The organism is Pedobacter sp. GR22-10 (assembly GCF_026239715.1).
In the GTDB taxonomy this organism is placed as follows: Bacteria; Bacteroidota; Bacteroidia; order Sphingobacteriales; family Sphingobacteriaceae; genus Pedobacter.
This window is the reverse complement of record NZ_JAPIVR010000001.1, coordinates 431,670-449,589: the sequence shown is the minus strand read 5'-3', so window position 1 is coordinate 449,589 and position 17,920 is coordinate 431,670. Positions and strand designations below refer to the sequence as shown.

General features: G+C 40.9%; 11 protein-coding genes. 4 read left to right on the top strand and 7 right to left on the bottom strand.

Annotated elements, in window-relative coordinates; all coding sequences use genetic code 11:
• The first annotated feature begins 269 nt into the window (after window positions 1-269).
• A complete protein-coding gene (locus OQX64_RS01805; RefSeq protein WP_265817304.1) occupies window positions 270-1,427 on the top strand; it encodes a hypothetical protein in 1,158 nt (385 codons plus the stop codon).
• 58 nt (window positions 1,428-1,485) lie between these two features.
• Here the strand turns inward: OQX64_RS01805 and OQX64_RS01800 are convergent, their stop codons facing one another.
• Together OQX64_RS01800 and OQX64_RS01795 are read right to left on the bottom strand one after the other, a co-directional pair.
• A complete protein-coding gene (locus OQX64_RS01800; protein WP_265817303.1) occupies window positions 1,486-2,811 on the bottom strand; it encodes a putative sensor domain DACNV-containing protein in 1,326 nt (441 codons plus the stop codon).
• A 109-nt stretch (window positions 2,812-2,920) separates the two neighbouring features.
• Window positions 2,921-5,419: a phosphocholine-specific phospholipase C gene (locus OQX64_RS01795; protein ID WP_265817302.1), complete on the bottom strand. Its 2,499-nt coding sequence runs from the start codon at window positions 5,417-5,419 to the stop codon at window positions 2,921-2,923.
• Window positions 5,420-6,079: 660 nt separating this feature from the next.
• On the opposite strand from OQX64_RS01795, the gene OQX64_RS01790 reads away from it, so the two are divergent.
• Window positions 6,080-8,458 carry a TonB-dependent receptor gene (locus OQX64_RS01790; RefSeq protein WP_265817301.1) on the top strand — a complete coding sequence of 793 codons (2,379 nt, stop codon included), beginning with the start codon at window positions 6,080-6,082 and terminating at the stop codon, window positions 8,456-8,458.
• 2 nt (window positions 8,459-8,460) lie between these two features.
• Window positions 8,461-9,612 carry a PepSY-associated TM helix domain-containing protein gene (locus OQX64_RS01785; RefSeq protein WP_265817300.1) on the top strand — a complete coding sequence of 384 codons (1,152 nt, stop codon included), beginning with the start codon at window positions 8,461-8,463 and terminating at the stop codon, window positions 9,610-9,612.
• 174 nt (window positions 9,613-9,786) lie between these two features.
• On the opposite strand, the gene OQX64_RS01780 is transcribed toward OQX64_RS01785, so the two are convergent.
• A complete protein-coding gene (locus OQX64_RS01780) occupies window positions 9,787-10,779 on the bottom strand; it encodes a helix-turn-helix domain-containing protein (RefSeq protein ID WP_088300662.1) in 993 nt (330 codons plus the stop codon).
• Window positions 10,780-10,966: 187 nt separating this feature from the next.
• Here OQX64_RS01780 and OQX64_RS01775 point away from each other — a divergent pair, with 187 nt between their 5' ends.
• Window positions 10,967-11,626, top strand: a complete 660-nt coding sequence (locus OQX64_RS01775) for a class I SAM-dependent methyltransferase (protein ID WP_265817299.1) — start codon at window positions 10,967-10,969, stop codon at window positions 11,624-11,626.
• Between the two features lie 135 nt (window positions 11,627-11,761).
• Here OQX64_RS01775 and OQX64_RS01770 read toward each other — a convergent pair whose 3' ends face one another.
• The 4 genes from OQX64_RS01770 to OQX64_RS01755 are packed head-to-tail and all read right to left on the bottom strand — an operon-like array spanning window position 11,762 to window position 17,919.
• Entirely contained in the window at window positions 11,762-12,910 is a 1,149-nt protein-coding gene (locus tag OQX64_RS01770) for an AhpC/TSA family protein (protein WP_265817298.1), read from the bottom strand.
• A gap of 10 nt (window positions 12,911-12,920) precedes the next feature.
• Window positions 12,921-14,555, bottom strand: a complete 1,635-nt coding sequence (locus tag OQX64_RS01765) for a S41 family peptidase (protein WP_265817297.1) — start codon at window positions 14,553-14,555, stop codon at window positions 12,921-12,923.
• Window positions 14,552-16,537: a TlpA family protein disulfide reductase gene (locus tag OQX64_RS01760; protein ID WP_265817296.1), complete on the bottom strand. Its 1,986-nt coding sequence runs from the start codon at window positions 16,535-16,537 to the stop codon at window positions 14,552-14,554. Before OQX64_RS01760 ends, OQX64_RS01765 begins: the two co-directional genes overlap by 4 nt.
• A gap of 11 nt (window positions 16,538-16,548) precedes the next feature.
• Window positions 16,549-17,919 (bottom strand): RagB/SusD family nutrient uptake outer membrane protein, encoded by a 1,371-nt coding sequence (locus tag OQX64_RS01755; protein WP_265817295.1) that lies wholly within the window; start codon window positions 17,917-17,919, stop codon window positions 16,549-16,551.
• Window position 17,920 lies beyond the last annotated feature (1 nt).

Below are 17,920 nucleotides of genomic sequence, written 5' to 3'. Positions count from 1 at the left end.
TACCAGCCAATTGGCCTGCAGTGCAATGTGCCCGGTAAAAGACAAAAAATACTAAAAACTAAACAGCGTATTCAAGCACATTTCGCCAAACTTTGGCTTCAAAAAGTCTGAAAATTTCAATATTTTCAGGCTTTTTTTGGTTATAAATGTCTAAAAAAGTTTATCACTCCTGCTATGATAATCTTCCTTAAGGTGTCAAGCAAAATTAATTTCAATATTATTTTAATTTTCCTATTTTAGTTGATCATCTTCTGTCAACCTGCTCTCCAATGAAAACAATTCTCACCTTACTGTTTGCCTCCATTACTTTATCCAGCTTAGCTCAAAAAAAATTACCCATTGTTCTGGCGAGTGCCAAAAGTGCCAAAATTTATGAAGAAGGCAATTCGGTATCAGGTTGGGGCATTAACCCGAAAATTGCACGCGATACCTATACCACCAACAAATTTAGCAAAAGCAAAACAGTAAAGTTTAAAACCGATGTTGATTCCATTACTTTTCGTCTTAAACCGGGAGGGCATCATGATTTTGTGGTATTGCTGAAGGGTAAAGATTCCTGCCTGACCCGAATTCAGGCGCGCCCACTTCAAAACTTCAGTAATCTAACACCTGAAGTGCATGATTCTATACCCTTTTTCGTTAATTCCTATAATACGAATCTGGTTCACATTGTATTAAATAAAACGGATTCATTAGTGATGAATTTTGACAGTGGCGCAACTGAAATGTCACTCACTACCGATGTACTACAGCAAAAGGTCAGGTCAAAGCCAAAACTTTATGATACTTTCCACGAAATCAAAGTAGGTCAGAAGATTTACAAAAGCAAGATTTACGACACACAGGTGGTTGGCAATGAAGCAGATGGATTACTGGGATGGGATCTTTTTGATGGGATGGTTGTAGAACTGAATTACGACCTTAACCTCATGATCGTGCATTCCAGGCTACCCAAAACGGTAATTAAAAATAACAGATTCTCCAAATTCAATATCCGCTACATTAATGACAGGCCTTTTATAGAAAGCAAAATCATCCAAAATGGTATCAGCCACAAAAACTGGTTTTTATTTGATTTGGGTTACCAGCGAACGGTTATGCTGGATAATGACCTGTTAAAAGCAGCTCGGTTCCCGACAGAAAAAATGGAGGTGATTAAAAAAGTGATGATCCATGGTACCCGTCAGAATGAAATCCCGGTTGTAACAGCAAACTTAAATACTTTAAAAATCGGCGCATTTGAATTGAATAACGTACCTGCACAGTTATTGACGCAAAATAAACCCATGCGCGGCATCAATGTTCACATCCTGGGCAATGAAGTGTTAAAACGCTTTAATACTTTTCTTGATTTTCAGCATAATGTTATCTATATGCAGCCAAACCATTTATACGATATGGAGTACACTGATAAGTGGAAAAGTTAAAACCATAAGCCTTGCTTAAATAGATTTATCTCCGCAGGATTTTACCTGAATCAACGAACTACTTCTTTCTACCCTGAGATCTGGTAGTGAGGTATTGCTGCGTTTTGATGTTTTCCCACATGATTAATTTATCTTCAATCTTTGAAAACGCACGGATATCACCATCCTGTGAAATCACCAGGCCCAAAGCTGTGGGATGGTTCCAGCAATATGCAATCATAGAGCGGTGTCTGGTTCCATAGTAGCGCGGATCATGTGCTTCCAGCGACTTAGGTGTAGCCGTAGCGGTAGAAGAAACATAAATTTTGCGCGGCATCTTCTTGGCCCGTAATACCGCACCAAAGCCATTGGTTACCATGCTTCTGTTAAAAAGCACAACCCCATCCACACAACTCTGTGAAGCAATGAAATCTATGGCTCCCTTGATTTCATCAGCTGTTCCTTTCTTATGATAAAAAGATGCCGACTCGCGCAGGTACAGATCCTTGCTGATGGTTCTTTTGCCGGTATGCATGCCTCCCTCAATGATATTTTCAGAAACATAATTATCTACAGCAGCCTTGGCATGTGCAACCATGGCCAACGTCAGCCGTTCATAATGTATCCGGTACTTTACATCCAGGTCGGCACTGTCATCCGCCAGTAATATCGCGCCGCCATGCTGATAGTTCTGAATCTTGAGGAGGAGCCTGGAAAAAGTTTGTATCCACAGCCCGTCCAAAAAATCTTCCCACTCGGCATATTGTTCCTCCGGATGTTCTTTTTCAAGATATTCACGAAGGTTAACCTTTAAAAATTCCGCATTCTTTCTCAGTATCTTTGATATCGGCCCAATGGTCAGCACATCCAGGTAGCGCTTAACCAAAACATTTTGCTTTAATGTAGCCAGCAGTTCATAATCAAAAAGCACATGCAAGGTTCCGATATCACTTACTGCCACCTGGAATAATCCCGGTTGTTCGGAACCGGTATCGGATTCATAATTCAGGAAGTTCTGATAATGCATGGCCTGATCAATCATTCCCCAAATATAAAGCTTGCCATTTTCATCATAATAAACCGCAAGGGATGAACTTGCAGGGTCGGCAGCCTTTGAAAGCTTGGCCAGGGTTTTGGTATCCATACTTAATGGATGCTCAAAGGCGATGCAACTCCATCTTTCGGGAACAATATGTGTCGGAGGTGCCGGATCCGGGTTGGATGGATCAATAAAAGTTACCGTAACCCTGATCAGATCACTTTCTTCCTTACACATGCTTGAATAAAACAAGCAGTCAAAAAAATCAGAAAGCACCTGAAAATCAGGAAGAGGGAATTTTTGCTTCGTGAGCCTGAGCTTATCATGTACCAGGACGGCCAGGTCCTGAGGGCGTGAATTTTCCAATTGATCTACTTTTATAGTATAACACCTGCCAGCGAAAATCGTTTGGCGATAATGAACAGCTATTCCTTAACATTAAATTTCCATCATTACAGCAGTATTTATTTAAATGCTATACTACACCACCCATTAGGGGATCTGTTTTGCCCACACGGCCGGTTTCTACCCTGCCTGCATAACGCTCGATGTATTGCTCTTTTCCCGCTACGCTGATACTGAAATCATACCAATTATAACTTTTAGTCAAATCAACCAGATAATTTACTGTACTTTCTGCAGCAACTTTAATCACTTTATTTCCAGTCTTATAACTTAAATCATTCAAAGTTACACCTACTGCCTGCCGGCTGGTATTTCTGATCAACAACATGATATTACCCGTTAATTTTCCTGCCTGATTTTCATAAGTACAAGCTACTGACAGGGCAGGATTATGCTGATCACCGGCAAACTCTCTCATGAATCCGTTAGGGCCATGAACTTTTAAATGATAATGGCCATTTTCAAAATCTGCCAGGGCAAATTCGTCCGTTAACTTATCACCAGCTTTCACGGTATAATCCCATACTTTTAATTGTTCTCCCTTAAATGGCTTCATGCCATATACCGTAAAAGCCGAACCTGCTGCCTTTTTAGCAAATGCGGTATTGCCGGCACTTAATTGAAGCTGGAAATGATCTCCATTTAGCCTTCCACTAACATAAAGTTCGTAGGGTAATGCACAGGCCGCCCGGATTCCTTTTTCCTGCTGCGGAAAATATGGTGAAAGGCGATGATCCGTATTAATTACCTTAATTTCTTCCTGACTTAATTTACGGTAATTATCAGGAAGCTCTTTGAATTTAGCAGAATAAATGGTTTGCATAAAAGGCTCTTTCTCCATTAAGGCGGGATGGGTAATCTTTTCACCGTTATAGGGCCTGAAAACCGAGCTTAAATCTCCGCAAATCGTTCTCCGCCATGGACTGATATTCTCTTCCACGATTTTTTTATTATACTTTTTCTGAATAAAGTTTTCGAGAAACTGAAGTGAAGAAGTATGATCAAACACTTCCGAGCATACCAAACCGCCTCTGGTCCATGGCGAAACAATTACCATTGGCACGCGGTAGCCCAGGCCAATCTGGCTTTCCCTGATATTACTTTCTTTTGTAGAGGGATTGGTTTGCTGATCTTTCGCTGCATAATCCAATAAGGTATCAATTCCATCCGATACTTTTCCCGCATCTTCTTTAAAAGGATGTGGCGGCACAAAAGGCGGTACATGATCAAAATAACCATCATTTTCATCGTAAGTCATGATAAAAATGGTTTTTTTCCATTGTTCCGGATTCTTGGTCAGGATTTCCATTATTTCACTTACAAACCACGACCCAAACCATGGCACGCCCGGATGATCAGAGAAATTAGCCGGGGTCATTAACCAGGAAACCGTAGGCAAGGTTCCATTATCCACATCCTGACGAAACTGGTGAAGAATATCTCCCTTAGGAATATTCAACACTCTTTCCACGCCATTTTCATCATACTTTAAAGGACTTAACTGGTGAAAATCAGGATCATTTGAATTAATTCCAAAGGCTTTTGCGTTTAAGTTTTTAGACAGATCAGATAAGTCAGCATGATTTTCCATGGTATAACTTTTCATTTCCTCTTCTGTTTTTGCCAGCAATTTTCTGATGGCCTCCACTTTATTTTGCTCCTCTTCAGTAAGTGGCTGTTTCGCAGCCTCTGCAATTTGTTTCAGCAGCAAGGCTTTCTTTTCTGTCAGGTTAGCAATTGCTCCCGGATGCAAACGAACATTATATTGCTGAAAATATTCCATCACATTGGTACCAAAATTGCTCAACCAGGAGCTTTCCTCTCCATTAAGACCAAAGCCCATGGTTAATTCATTCTGATAAATTTTCCATGATACATCATTTTCTTCGAGGCGCTCCGGAAAGGTTTTCCAGTTTAATGTTGGTTTATCATAATTGCTGTTATTCCATAAGTGCGCTACGCCTTCTGGCTTATTGCTTTCCCTTACTGTTCCTGTCATCCAGTAAAAACGGTTGGGGTGTGTTCCTGCAATAACAGAACAAAAATTCTGATCGCAAACGGTAAAGGCATCGGCCAGCGCATAGTAGAAGGGAAAGTCTTCCCGTTTGCAGTAGCCTATGGTAAGCGGCATATGGGCGTAAGTTGCTATATATGCCTTTTTTACATCCAGCCACCGGTCATATTTGCCACCATTTCTTGCATCAGTCTGATCGGTCCAGTTATGTCGCGTTGAACCCATCCAGGCAATTTTGGTTTCTTTGATATTCAGGTGCCATGGTGCATAGGTTTCACCTTCTTTATTGGATTGAAGCCAGACTTTATTCTGATTGGCCAAAGTAATGGCTCGTGGATCGTTAAAGCCCCTCACCCCCTGCATCATGCCAAAAGCATGATCAAAAGAGCGGTTTTCCTGCATCAGGAAAACAATATGCTCTGCATCATAAAAGGTACTTCCAATGGCAGGGTCGATGGCAAGCGCCTTTTGTATGGCTGGTGGCAACATGCCGGATAAGGCAGCACCGCCTGATAACAGGGCTGCCTTTTTTATAAAATCTCTACGGGTATCCATTATATTTATTTATGATCTTAAAACGAGTATCCGTGGCAAGTGGTATCTGGTACGGTGTACCCACTGCCTGCTTATCCTCAACATTTTCACTTACTTCGTATTCATATTGTTTTTTAGCCCGATCAAAACGGGTAACCAACTGCAGGGTTTAAGGTGTAACACACCTTCAGACATCTATTTTTCAATTCGCAGAATCAACATCTTGGTTTTTTTAATGGAGCGCTGTACCAGTGGTAAGTATGGACACCCTGCAAAATAGTTGAACTCAGAACATTGTCTATGTTTTTCATCTTCTCTCATCATCCTGCTGAGAAAGGCAGATAAAGCTTTCAGAGCTTGTTTGTTGGTTTTACATTTACTTTACCATTGGCCGCCACAAAATTACCACACGGTGTATTAACCTAATGTTAAGTATTCATTGCCGAACAGCTTTGTTACAACGCATCCTGTCCGCCAGTAGGAAACTTTCTCTTAAAAGGAAAACCTCAATAGAAAATTATGTTGTTGAGTCCCATTCTTATCTTCTAAGCGGTTTAGAAGTGGTTTTTAATTAAAGTCTGCCAGTGATTTCCTTAAACAGTTTGTATTCAGTCTAAATAAGGATATATTTGCAAAAATTACATTTAATATCAATATTCCCTATTTAAGCCATTACTGATAATGTTTAGCAGAAACTATTCCTACTTATTACCTTTTAGTCCATCTACACTCCTATTTTCTTTTATATTATTTTTGCTTATTCCGTTAAATTCCACGGCACAGCAGAATGATTTGATCAATGCCTCTATATCCGGTACGGTAAAAGATACAGAAGGACAACCCTTGCCAAATGCAACGATAAGCCTCAGTAATGGAAAAAAGAGCCAGACCGATACCTACGGAAAATTTATTTTAAAGACATTATCATCTGGCAAATACAGTTTATCCATCAGCTTGATCGGCTACGAAACTTTAAAACAGGATGTTGCACTGATCAGTGATTCCACTCTTAATATCGCTTTCGTACTTCAACCAGCAAATGCCCTAAATGAAGTCATTGTAACAGCAGGAAGGAAAGCTGAAAGTTTGAAAGATGTACCATCTTCTGTAACCATTTTGAACGCACATGATGTGAAAGAACAATTAAACGTTAACCCATCTGTTACCGCCATACTTGGTAATACCGTTCCCGGCCTTGGAACTTCTAATAATAAAGCAACCAATTCGGGGCAAACCCTAAGGGGCAGGCAGGTATTGGTTTTAATTGATGGTATTCCGCAATCCACTCCTTTAATGAATGGTAGTCGTGATATCAGAACGCTTGATCCATCCGTAATTGAAAGAATTGAGGTAATCAAGGGGGCAACCTCCATATACGGAAATGGCTCTGCAGGCGGTATTATTAACTTCATCACTAAAAAACCAAATACTGATCAAACTTTAAGCGGTACTTCGAGCATGGGAATAAGTGGTAATTTAGCCCATCCATCCAATACTTTGGGATACCGTTTTTCACAAGGTTTTTCAGGCACAATAAACAAGTTTTCATATGTAGTTAACGGCACTTACAATTACACCGGTGTACAGAAAGACGCAGATGGCAATGTCATTGCCCAGCCTGACGGACTTGGAGAAAATTCATTGTATAATGCCTTTATCAAACTGGCCTACAAGCCCAATGCTCATAGCGAAATGGTGGCTTCCTATAACCTTTTCAGAAGTGTACAAAACAGTGATTATGTAAATGTAGTTGGCAAATATGGCATTACCCCGTCAGTAGGGCAAAAAGGTGATGATCCAGGCGAGGCGGCAGGCACCCCTTATAATCATAATGTACTAGTGGCTTATCGCAACACGGCCTTACCCCTATCGAGCAGCCTGGACCTTTCCGCCTATTATAATGGATTTGTTTCCATGAACCGATATGTTGCGCAGGGAACAGCCTGGTATGGCCCCGGTCAAACCAAAATACAATCCTTCAAAAAAGGCGTCAGGCTGACATTAAATACGCCATGGAAAGCCGGAAGTTTGGGCAATGGTGAATTAACCTATGGCCTGGATGTATTAAATGACCGCACCAACCAGGTATTAACGGATGGAAGGGTTTACATCCCTGATATGAACATGCTCAATATAGCACCTTATGCCCAGATGAAATTTGATATCCTCACCAATTTCATCCTGAAAGCAGGCATCCGATATGAAAATGCGACTGTTAAAGTAAAAGATTTTAATACCATTGCCCGCGGACCTAACGGGCAGGGAAGTATCCCGGTAAGTGGTGGAAAAATTCCTTATCGTGCCACCACCTTTAATGCTGGTTTAAGATACAACAAATATGACATTTTTAACCCCTTTGTTAGTTTTTCACAAGGCTTTGCCATCAACGAACTGGGCCGGATCCTGCGAACAGCTACCAGCAGCACGCTGGAAAGTATTGCAACAGATCCGATCATCACCAATAATTATGAAGCTGGTTTCAGTAGCAGGTTAGGAATTTTAAATGTAACAGCAGCCTATTTCATCAGCACCTCAAAACTGGGCGCAAACCTGGTAGATGTGGGTGGCTTTCTGGTACCACAGCGTGAGCCGGAAAAAATAAAGGGCTATGAAATTACGGCAGACTTAAACTTCAGTCCGCAATGGGCGCTTGGAGGCAGTTATGCTTATACAGAAGGAAAGGCAGAACAAGCCAATGGTACCAAAGTTTACATGAATGGGTTACGTATTGCTCCGCCTAAAGCAACGGCTTACCTGACTTATCGTCCGGTATCAGCACTTGACCTGAAATTATTCTGGGTATATACCGGAAGCCGCGACCGCTTTGATGTACGTGCCAATGGCTTGTTTGCCAACAGTGAGGGTGATGTAAAAGAGGTCAGTCTTTTTAACCTTTCTGCAGGCTACCGCTTCAGTCAGAAATGGTCTGCTGGTTTAGGTGTAGAAAACTTACTGAATAACTCATATTATCCAGTAGTCAGCCAGTACCGTGCCATTGATGCAGAGTATGTGCGTGGCATTGGCGCAACCATGAGTTTAAACTTAAATTATTCTTTTTAGTAATGCTTCGGAAATCGTTTTTCTGGTTACATAAATGGATGGGCCTAATTACTGGTCTGGTTGTTTTCATCGTAAGTATAACGGGTTGTATCAATGTTTTTTCAGATGAACTTAAAGCATTTTTTTACCGGGACAGATTATATGTTGAAAACAGGCCAAACGATCGTTTTTTAAGTTTTACTCAACTGCGTGATGCTGCACAGAATGCGCTGAAACCAGGCGTTAAGATTTCCCGGGCAGAAATTTATCCGGGCAAAAACCGCAGCTGGGTATTTCGCGCATCCGCGACCAATAAAAAGGCTTTCGGTTACTGGAAGCAGTACAAATATTATTATCGTGTTTACGTTAACCCCTATACTGGCAAGGTGATGTATGTGGAAAACACCAAAAATGAATTCTTTCAACTGGTGCTGAATCTGCATATGAATTTACTGCTTGGTGATTCCATCGGCACCATGATTACGGGAATAGCAGCGGCATGTTTTTTTATTTTATTATTGAGTGGCCTGGTGTTATGGTTTCCCAGGAAATGGACAAAAAAAGGTTTCAAAAAGGGCTTATTGCTGCAATCAGGAGTTGGAAAAAAGCGCTTTAATTATGATCTGCATAATGTAATGGGATTTTATATCCTGATCCCAGCCATGCTGATGTGTATTACAGGACTTGTTTTCGCTTTTTCATGGGCAGATCAGTCGGTACAATACCTGGCAAACGGTGCTAAAACGGTCAAAAAGCGAAGTATTCCGGCATCAACAGCCAATAGTGCTTACCCTGCCCTGCCAACAGATCGTGTAGTGGAGAGTTTACTGACCAAACACCATACTGCGGATCTTTTTTCCATCCGTTTCAGGGAAAAAGTAACCGACCCGCTTGATGTGCAGGTGAGGCTGGCCAAAAACCGAATACACCTTTTTGAGTGGTACTATTTTGACCGGAATACCGGAAAATTGCTGATGCAGTATAATGATAAAACGGTTATTGGCGGAGAGAAATTCAGAAGCATGAATTACGACTTACACACTGGTGCCTATGCCGGAATGCCTTCTAAAATACTGGCTTTTATCATTTCTCTTATTTGCGCCACGATGCCGGTAACGGGATTCATCATGTGGTATAATAAAAGTCAGCCGAAGAAACGAAAATCAGGCAAGTAAGTTTATTCACGCTAAAATACCGCAGCCATCAAGATGGCAACCATGCTTTTAACCCTGGTGAGTGGCGCTATGAGATCGGGATAAAGTTAAAGGGGTGCAAGTTTCTTCCACAAATACTTCAGTCTTTCTGCCTGCCAAAATGAAGACATTAACTGGTCATCAATGATTTAATCGTTAATTCCTTACCTTTCCAGGTGAAACGGCAAACTTTTGCTTGAATGCATTGCTGAAATGCTGGACGGATGAATAGCCCAATTGAAATGCAACAGATTTTATGGGTGTACCCTCCAGCAGCATTTCCCTGGCCTGCTGCAGTTTGTGATCATTTAGATAACCGAATATGCTTTTATCAAAAAGGCCTTTAAATCCCTGTTTCAGTTTATACTCGTTTATACCACAGATCCTGGCTAAAGCCGCAACAGATGGCGGTTGATGAATATGTTTAATTAAATAATCCCTGGCAAAATAGATACAGTCCTTATCGTATGCAGACGGCAATGGTAAATTATTTTTTTTAGCCACTGCCCTTTCAAAAGATTCGGCCTGGAGCACCAGTAATTCTGTGCATTTTGATTCAATGAAAAGAAGTTTTAATCCGCCGGTGTATTGACAATGTAGAATTTCCTGCATACAGTTTTGCATGGCCCAAGAAACCGGAAGATCCTGTTCAGCAATTTGCGCATAACGCCCGCTATCCAGATGCTCAGCTAAAACCTGAAGGGCCTGATTAGAGTTTTCAGCGAGCTGCAGGAATTTTTCTTTAGCAAAATGCACTTCAAAGAAACGGTAATTCTGGTTGGTATCATACACACCGGTACCATCCAGTTCAGGCATATAAATAATGTTTTGCTGGTTCGCGTTAAAATCATATTGTTTTTTATTCACCTGGTTGTATATCCTTGCACTTCCTGATAAGGTGAAGCGCAATTTAACCATATCCGGAACATCACGGCCCGGGCTAAAATAGATCTGATTTTGCTTGAAGCGAATATCACCATATACAATATAAAGGTCTGGCGTGCTCATCTGTACCAGTTCAGCCTCACTAAAAGAAAAACTATATTGATTTCTGCGCTCCTTGATAACCTGTTTCTCATCTGGAAACTGCTCAAAACGCCCACCCACGTTTTTCCAGGCGCCATAATCTTTACCAACATTAATCCCCATATGGGCAATAATGATAAAAAAAACGGAACTATACCCTAATGATTTTTAAAATTTACATTTCTTGCAAAAAAGAATCCTTTTTATGTAAATCGTTTAAGCTGTCAATACTCACTTTTGCAGATCAATATATATTTCAATAATTAAAGCACAAAGTAATTTTTTGATGGAAAGAGATTCACAATGCCGTATGGAAAAGTCAACTGATTATAAAAAGAAGAGCCAACAAATAGCAGCTATTGCGCATAAACCAGCCAGAAAAACCAAACAGAACATATCACCAAAACCTCAAACCGCCATTTATAAAACGATAGAAGCGCTTAACCTGTCTGACCATTCTTTTGTACTTGAGATTGACCGGCAAAACAACCACCACCTGCCATTCCTCTTACAACAGGCCAAGGGGATTGGTTATTATGGCATACAGTTTTCTGAAGAAGTGAAGGAACAAACCAAAACAGTTGAATTTTTAAAAAAAAATGATGGCTACGGCGAATTGATAACCTTACCAAATGATGGAAAATTAAATTTTGAGGATCGCTTTTTTGATTGTTGTTTTATGGCCAATACCGTTTATTTCTGGGCACAACCGATACTCATTTTTAAAGAGATTTACCGGGTTTTGCGTACTGGCGGATTATTCAATCTGACTTTTATCGAAAAAGAATTTGGAAGAGATTTGCCCTGGACGCAAGCAGATTTTAAATTTTATGAACTTAACGAGCTGAAAACATTCTTCAGAATATCTGGCTTTGAAACCATCGAAGTGAAGCAAATGACGGAAGAATTGATAGCTGCAGACGGCCAAAAGATGGTGAGGCCTTTTATACAAATCAGCGGAAAAAAGTAGATTTTCTAATTTTAGCCATTAATAACAAGGTAAACCACCTGGTCTGGTCTGTTCCGGAATATTTAAACCAATAGAACAAAAAAATGCAGGCGACATCCATCAACCTGCATTCGTCATCATTAACTAAAAAAAATTTTACTTAGATTTATTTTCATAAATCGCTTTTATTTTCGCTTCGAGCGCAGGGCCGCGAAGTTCCTTGGCAATAATTTTTCCACTTGGATTGATCAGAAAATTCATCGGAATGGCCTTAACATCATATTGAGCTGCAGCTGAATTTTCCCAGCCTTTTAAATCTCCAACCTGTTTCCATGTCAATTTATCATCAGCAATGGCTTTAAGCCATTTTGCTTTATCGGCAGCCTTATCAAGTGAAACGCCTAAAATTTCAAATCCTTTTGATTTATATTGCTCATATACTTTAACGAGGTTCGGGTTTTCCCTTCTGCATGGTGCACACCATGATGCCCAGAAGTCAATCAGCACATATTTACCTCTGTAGTCGGAAAGCTTAACCATTTTACCGTCCACATCAGGTTGGGAGAAATCCTGTGCCTCCACACCTTCCTGCGTTTTTTTAAAGCTAGCAATACGTTCAGCCACCTGCTTTCCTAAAAAAGAAGTCCTGAGTTCAGGAGAAATATTGGCGAAGATTTTCTCCATCTCTACGGCGTCGAAACCCGGACCTAATGTGGAGTTAAGCGCCATCAAAGCCATATACTTATTGGGATTTTGCTTCACATAATTAATTTTGGCATCAAAAATCTCTTCCTCGATCACTTTTGCTCGTTTTTCCAGGTCCATGATATAGGTTCTATCCTGTTTTTTAGCTTCTGGTTGATCAGCAAATTCTTTATCCAGGGCTTTCAGCTTTCCATAAATAGGACTTAAAAATGCATCAACTTTTTTACTTTCATCGGTTAAAGTTGAACCTTTGATTGTAGCTGTTTTAATGGAATCTTTCCCGGTAATGGTGATATTTTCGTTTCCTAAAATGATGGCCATGCCATCAATTTTAATCCGTCGTCCGGGTGTATCGATGGATTTGTCGTGTTTTAAGCGAAGCGTAGCCTCCATTGGTGAAGGCACTGAACCTTTAAAGGTGAAAGCCCCGTTAACCAGTTCTACTGAATCTAGTTTTTCTTTGCCTTCCAGTTTAGTTAAGAGAAAGGCTTTTGCGGGTTTGCCCAGTTTGCCGATCTGGCCTTTGATCACATAGCCTGTTTGTGCAGAGGCAACAAAAGCACTTATCACTAATGTTGCTGCCAATACTGTTTTTTTCATGGTTTATAGATTATTTTTTCGTGATTTTGGATGGAGCGGTTGTATTTTTGGAAGGTTTTGCTTCCAGGAATTGATTATAAATCTTTTGGTTATTTAGGATATCTAATGCTGTACTAAAGGCCGTACTCGCTTCATTCCGAACACGAAGCGCATAGCCTTTACCCAGATAGAGCATATCGGCCATCTCTGCCTTTAATTCTACAGCAATGGTTTTTCTTGCTACCTTATCGCTTACTGGCGGAAGTTTAAGCCCCTGCTTAATCGCACTGGTCATGATCTGATCAATCATTTGCTCCTCTATCTTAAAGGAATGATCAAAAGCATCAAAGTCAGCATATTTGTCTGTTAAGCTTTTTCGGTTTTGTTGTACATAATTGAAAGCCGCCTGTGTTACGCGCCCGCTGTTCATCAATTTATTTAACCATACGCTGTAAATCGCCGTATCAATTGGTATGAACTTATCGGGCATAATCCCGCCTCCGCCATAAACCGTTCTTTTATTTAAGAGGGTAGTATGTTTTAAAGAATCCGGAAAGTTGATGTGGCTGCCTTCAGTCAGTTCACCAGAGGCCATACGCCTGTTAAAATCTTCAAAGTAATCTGTTTTACCTTTAGCATAAGACTTTTGAATTGATCTGCCCGATGGTGTATAATAGCGTGCAGCTGTCAGTTTGATTACCGAACCATCGCTCAATTCAAGCCCTTTTTGCATGATACCTTTACCAAAGCTTCTTCTGCCGATGACCACTGCCCTGTCCCAATCCTGTAAAGCACCTGTTAATATTTCGCTTGATGAAGCTGTTGACTCATCAATCAAAACCACCAGATCACCTGTCATAAACTGGCCAAAACCACCCGTCATATAGTTATCTTTTACACCGGAGTTGGTTACCGAATAGAAAACCAGTTTCTCCTTCGGAAGGAATTCATCCGCTACACCAATAGCAGCTTCAACAAGTCCGCCACCGTTAGATTGTAAATCCAGGATTAATTTGGTCATGCCTAAAGCCTTTAACTTCTTTAGTGCTGCATCCATTTCTCTCCTGGTTGACTGGCTGAATATAGCCAACGAAATATAGCCTATGTTTTTGCTGACCATGTAACTGGTATTGATGGAGAGATCAGCAATCTGTTCCCTCATCACATTAAATTCAAGCGGTGCGGTTTGCAACTTGCGCATAATGCCTAACTTAACAGCCTTCCCTTTTTCGCCCCGCAGCAGTCGCATCACATCCTGGTTTCTTAAACCTTTGCCGAAAATGGAGGCGCCATCAACTGTACTAATCCGGTCGCCTACCTGCAAACCTGCCCTTGCCGCCGGGCCATCAGGATTAATACCCGTTATAAAGGTGCTATCAGCCACCATGGCAAATGAAATCCCAATACCGGCAAAACTACCGGTCATTTGCTCATTCATGGCTTCAATTTCTTCCCGGCTGATGTAACTGGAATGCGGATCGAGGCTGCTTAACATCGCTTTAATGGCCGCATCAACAACCTGCTCATCATTTACCGGATCTACATAGTTATCCTGGATCAGTTTTAAGGCATCCTGCAGCTTAATCTTCGGGTTCATCTGTGCCTGAACAGAAAGCCCAATCCAAAAGGAAAAAAAGGCTGTAATTATCGTTTTTCTTATCATCATTTCTCTGCTCTTAAAATCTCAATCGCGGTAGATAATTCATCGCGTAACTGGCTCGGACTACCGGAATATCCTTCTGAACTGTAGCGTACAACACCGTTTTTTACGATGATTTTGCGTGGGATAGAGGACTGTTTAAACAATGGTAAAAGGCTCTTAAATACTTGATCCTGCGTCCCTGTCTGACTAATAGCATCATGCAAAAGATTGAAACGAAAGCCCTGACTTTTTACATAGTTTACAGATTTGGCTTTATAATCGCCAAACTGCATGGTACCAATCATATATACGGCAACCTTCGGATCTTTAGCATACTGGTCAACCAGAAGTTGCATACCCGGGAAAGCTTCAATGCATGGTCTGCACCATGTTGCCCAGAAGTCAATCACCACAATCTGGTCTGCCCAATCTTTAGAATTAACCATTTTACCGTCGGCATTTTCTAAACTAAATGGCGTAAGCGGGTAGTTAACCATGTTCGCCATTACATGCACCTTCATTTCATTTTTCTTGTCTGATGGTGTTAAACTGGCAAGGTACTGCTCATAGCCTTCTTCCTTACCGCCATGTTCGCTTTTATACAATTCCTTAAGTTTGGTAAACATAACCGGCGTTACGGCATTGGCAGCCACGCTCGATTCCAATAAGGGCTTAATGGCTTTGGTATCGTTCAGTTTTTCTAACACATTAACATGCATTTCATTTAAATCCGCATTTCCGAAAGTGCCTTTTTCAGATAAATATTTGAAGTACTGGTTTGCCCCGGCATAATCACCCTGGGCATTTGCAAGAGCAATGTGCGTAAATAAGCGATCATCCATTTGATTATTCGCATTTTCCTGGGCTTTTTCGGCATCATCGAAATCGCCTGAATAGGATTTATCCTTTTGTCTTTCCAGCAGATAAGGAATAATTATGCGGCTATCGTTATAAAGTAATTTCTGATCGCTTTTTCCCGCCATTTGATTTCGGGTGATGTTCCAGCGGTAGATTTCGTTGGCAGTTTTAAAATCAATATCCTTAAATAAGCCTAAAAATTTTTCATTTTGCCCGTCGTCAAAGTATTGTGTCGCCAGGTTTCTGAATATCGTATAGTAAATATATCCCTGATTGTCTGGCGATTTCTTCCAGTCGCTGTATGGAAAAGCCTTAAGAAAATCTTCAGCACCTGTTTCAAAATCCTTTCCGTATTTTCCCTGCGTATTTTTTCTGAAGCTTAAAAACCTGGCCGTGCTGCTTTTTGGGTAATCTTTCAAAATAACTGATGCTACTGCTGCTGAACCATTTTTATCTTTTAATTTATCGTAATAGCGTTGTGCCTGTGCTAAAAACTGTTCGTTAAGTTTCCCATTTTTTAGTTCGCCCTTTAACAGGTTATCTGCCATTACGCTGAATTCAGCAGCGGGCATGGTGAGTTGCTTCAAATCGAGATAATTGAACAGAAGTGACCTTGGTATACGTTTAGACAGCTTTTCTTCCTTTTGCAGCAAAGAATCAATCATCTTTTGGTCCTTGGAAGGACTAACAAAGCTATTCAGTGTCCAATCGCCGGTTGCGCCTGCTTTCAAACCGGCTTCTGCCAGGTAGGTACCAGGAATTATTTTTCCCTTAGTATCCATAACCTGATGGTAATAACCCTTGCCGTTTTGATTGTCAACTGCTTCAGGATTTTGAAGATCACCCTGATAAAATTTCAAAGCGATTAATAGGGCATGATCCGGAAGCTGATAGTTTCCTGTCCAGATGTCGCTCTTTTTCGCTAACTGAACAGGGACAGTAGTCCATTTGTTACCGTTGTATACGGCCGCGAGTGCTTTAGGCCCGTCACTAAATTCAAGATCGCCACCTTTCGGTTGGTATTGAAAGCTGATTTTCTGGTTTTGCTTTAGTATTTCGGGCTGCCAGGTTACCGTTTGTGCAGCTAACTGCTGCCCGAAAAATGGGCAAAGCAGTAGCATACATTTTCTAAAAAAATGTTTTTTCATGGATTGATTTTCTATCTAGGGTTTTGTTGCAATTCGGGGTTCAGAAGAATGTATTTATCTCCGACAGGATATAAGTAAAGGTTGCTATTGGGTTGTAAAGTATAATTAACCCCCTTGAAACTGCGATTCTTTGTTATTGCGAAATCGTTATCAAGATTCAGACGTTTCTGGTCAAACCAGCGCATCCCTGTTCCAAAAAATTCCCTTCTTTTCTCTTCAACAACGATACGAAGCGCATCACCGGCACTTGCCGCTGTTAATGGAACATAATTGGCCGTTGTAAAGCGCTTAATTCTCAAATTATTGACCAAACTCATTGCATCTGCAGTTTTTCCAGCCCTGGCTAAACATTCTGCTTTAATCAGCATCATTTCAGGCACAGTAGGGCCATTGTTGATTACAAATTCATTAATCAGGTATTTGGTGGATGCCCTTCCGGTAAAAGAGGTGCTAAACTGATTGCCAAACTTGCTTCTAACATCTGAAAACAACTTATAGCGCAAGTCTGTCGTTCCTAAGGAAGTCAGTAAGTCACTACTTAGGGAAGTAGCAGGGTAAACTACATTTGAAATCTTGGAAAACAGGATTTCAGGATTCAATAGCCTAACAGGAATGGCTACAGGTGTATTTTCGTAGGTTTTTAAGTCGAGTAAGCCACTTTGCAATGCCAGGGCGCTATCCGCGTATAACGCTGCATTATTAAAATCGCGCATGTTGAGGTATGTTTTGGCAAATATGGCATAGCCTGATACTTTCGCCGGGCGTACATTATACGCTGCAACCGCGGGCAAACGACTTATTGATATTCTTAAATCATTTAATATCTGCTTATACACATCGGCAACAGAGGCTCTGTTGAGTTTAGCAAATAAATTTGGTGTGGTCAGCAGCGGAACGCCCAGGTCAGTTGATGCTGAGGCTGCATTATATTGCTTGCCGTATGTATTTACCAACACCAGATAAGTATATGCCCGGTGTACCAAAGCCTCTGCATAAATCTGCTGCTTTTCTGCTTCCGTCCCGTCCTGAGATGCTAAAACACCGTCTAACACCTGGTTGCATACATAAATGGTTTTATACAGCTTGTCCCAATCGGCATCGCTTTGGCTTTCAGAAGTATACTTTGGTGCCCAGGTGTACACATTGCCTAAAATATCGCCAAGTGCGTTTTGCCTTGTTGCATCTGTTATTTCTATATCATCACCTGAAAGAATCGGATAAGAATAGGTCGGTTCCAGAACACTATTATTATTCATGGTATTCCTGAAATCGGAAGTATATTTTAGTGTCCTGACTGAAAGCTGATCAATCTCCACATATTTTCTGCAGCTCGCCAAAGTAATTGCTAAGGCAAACAATATAATTGAATATCTATTTTTCATG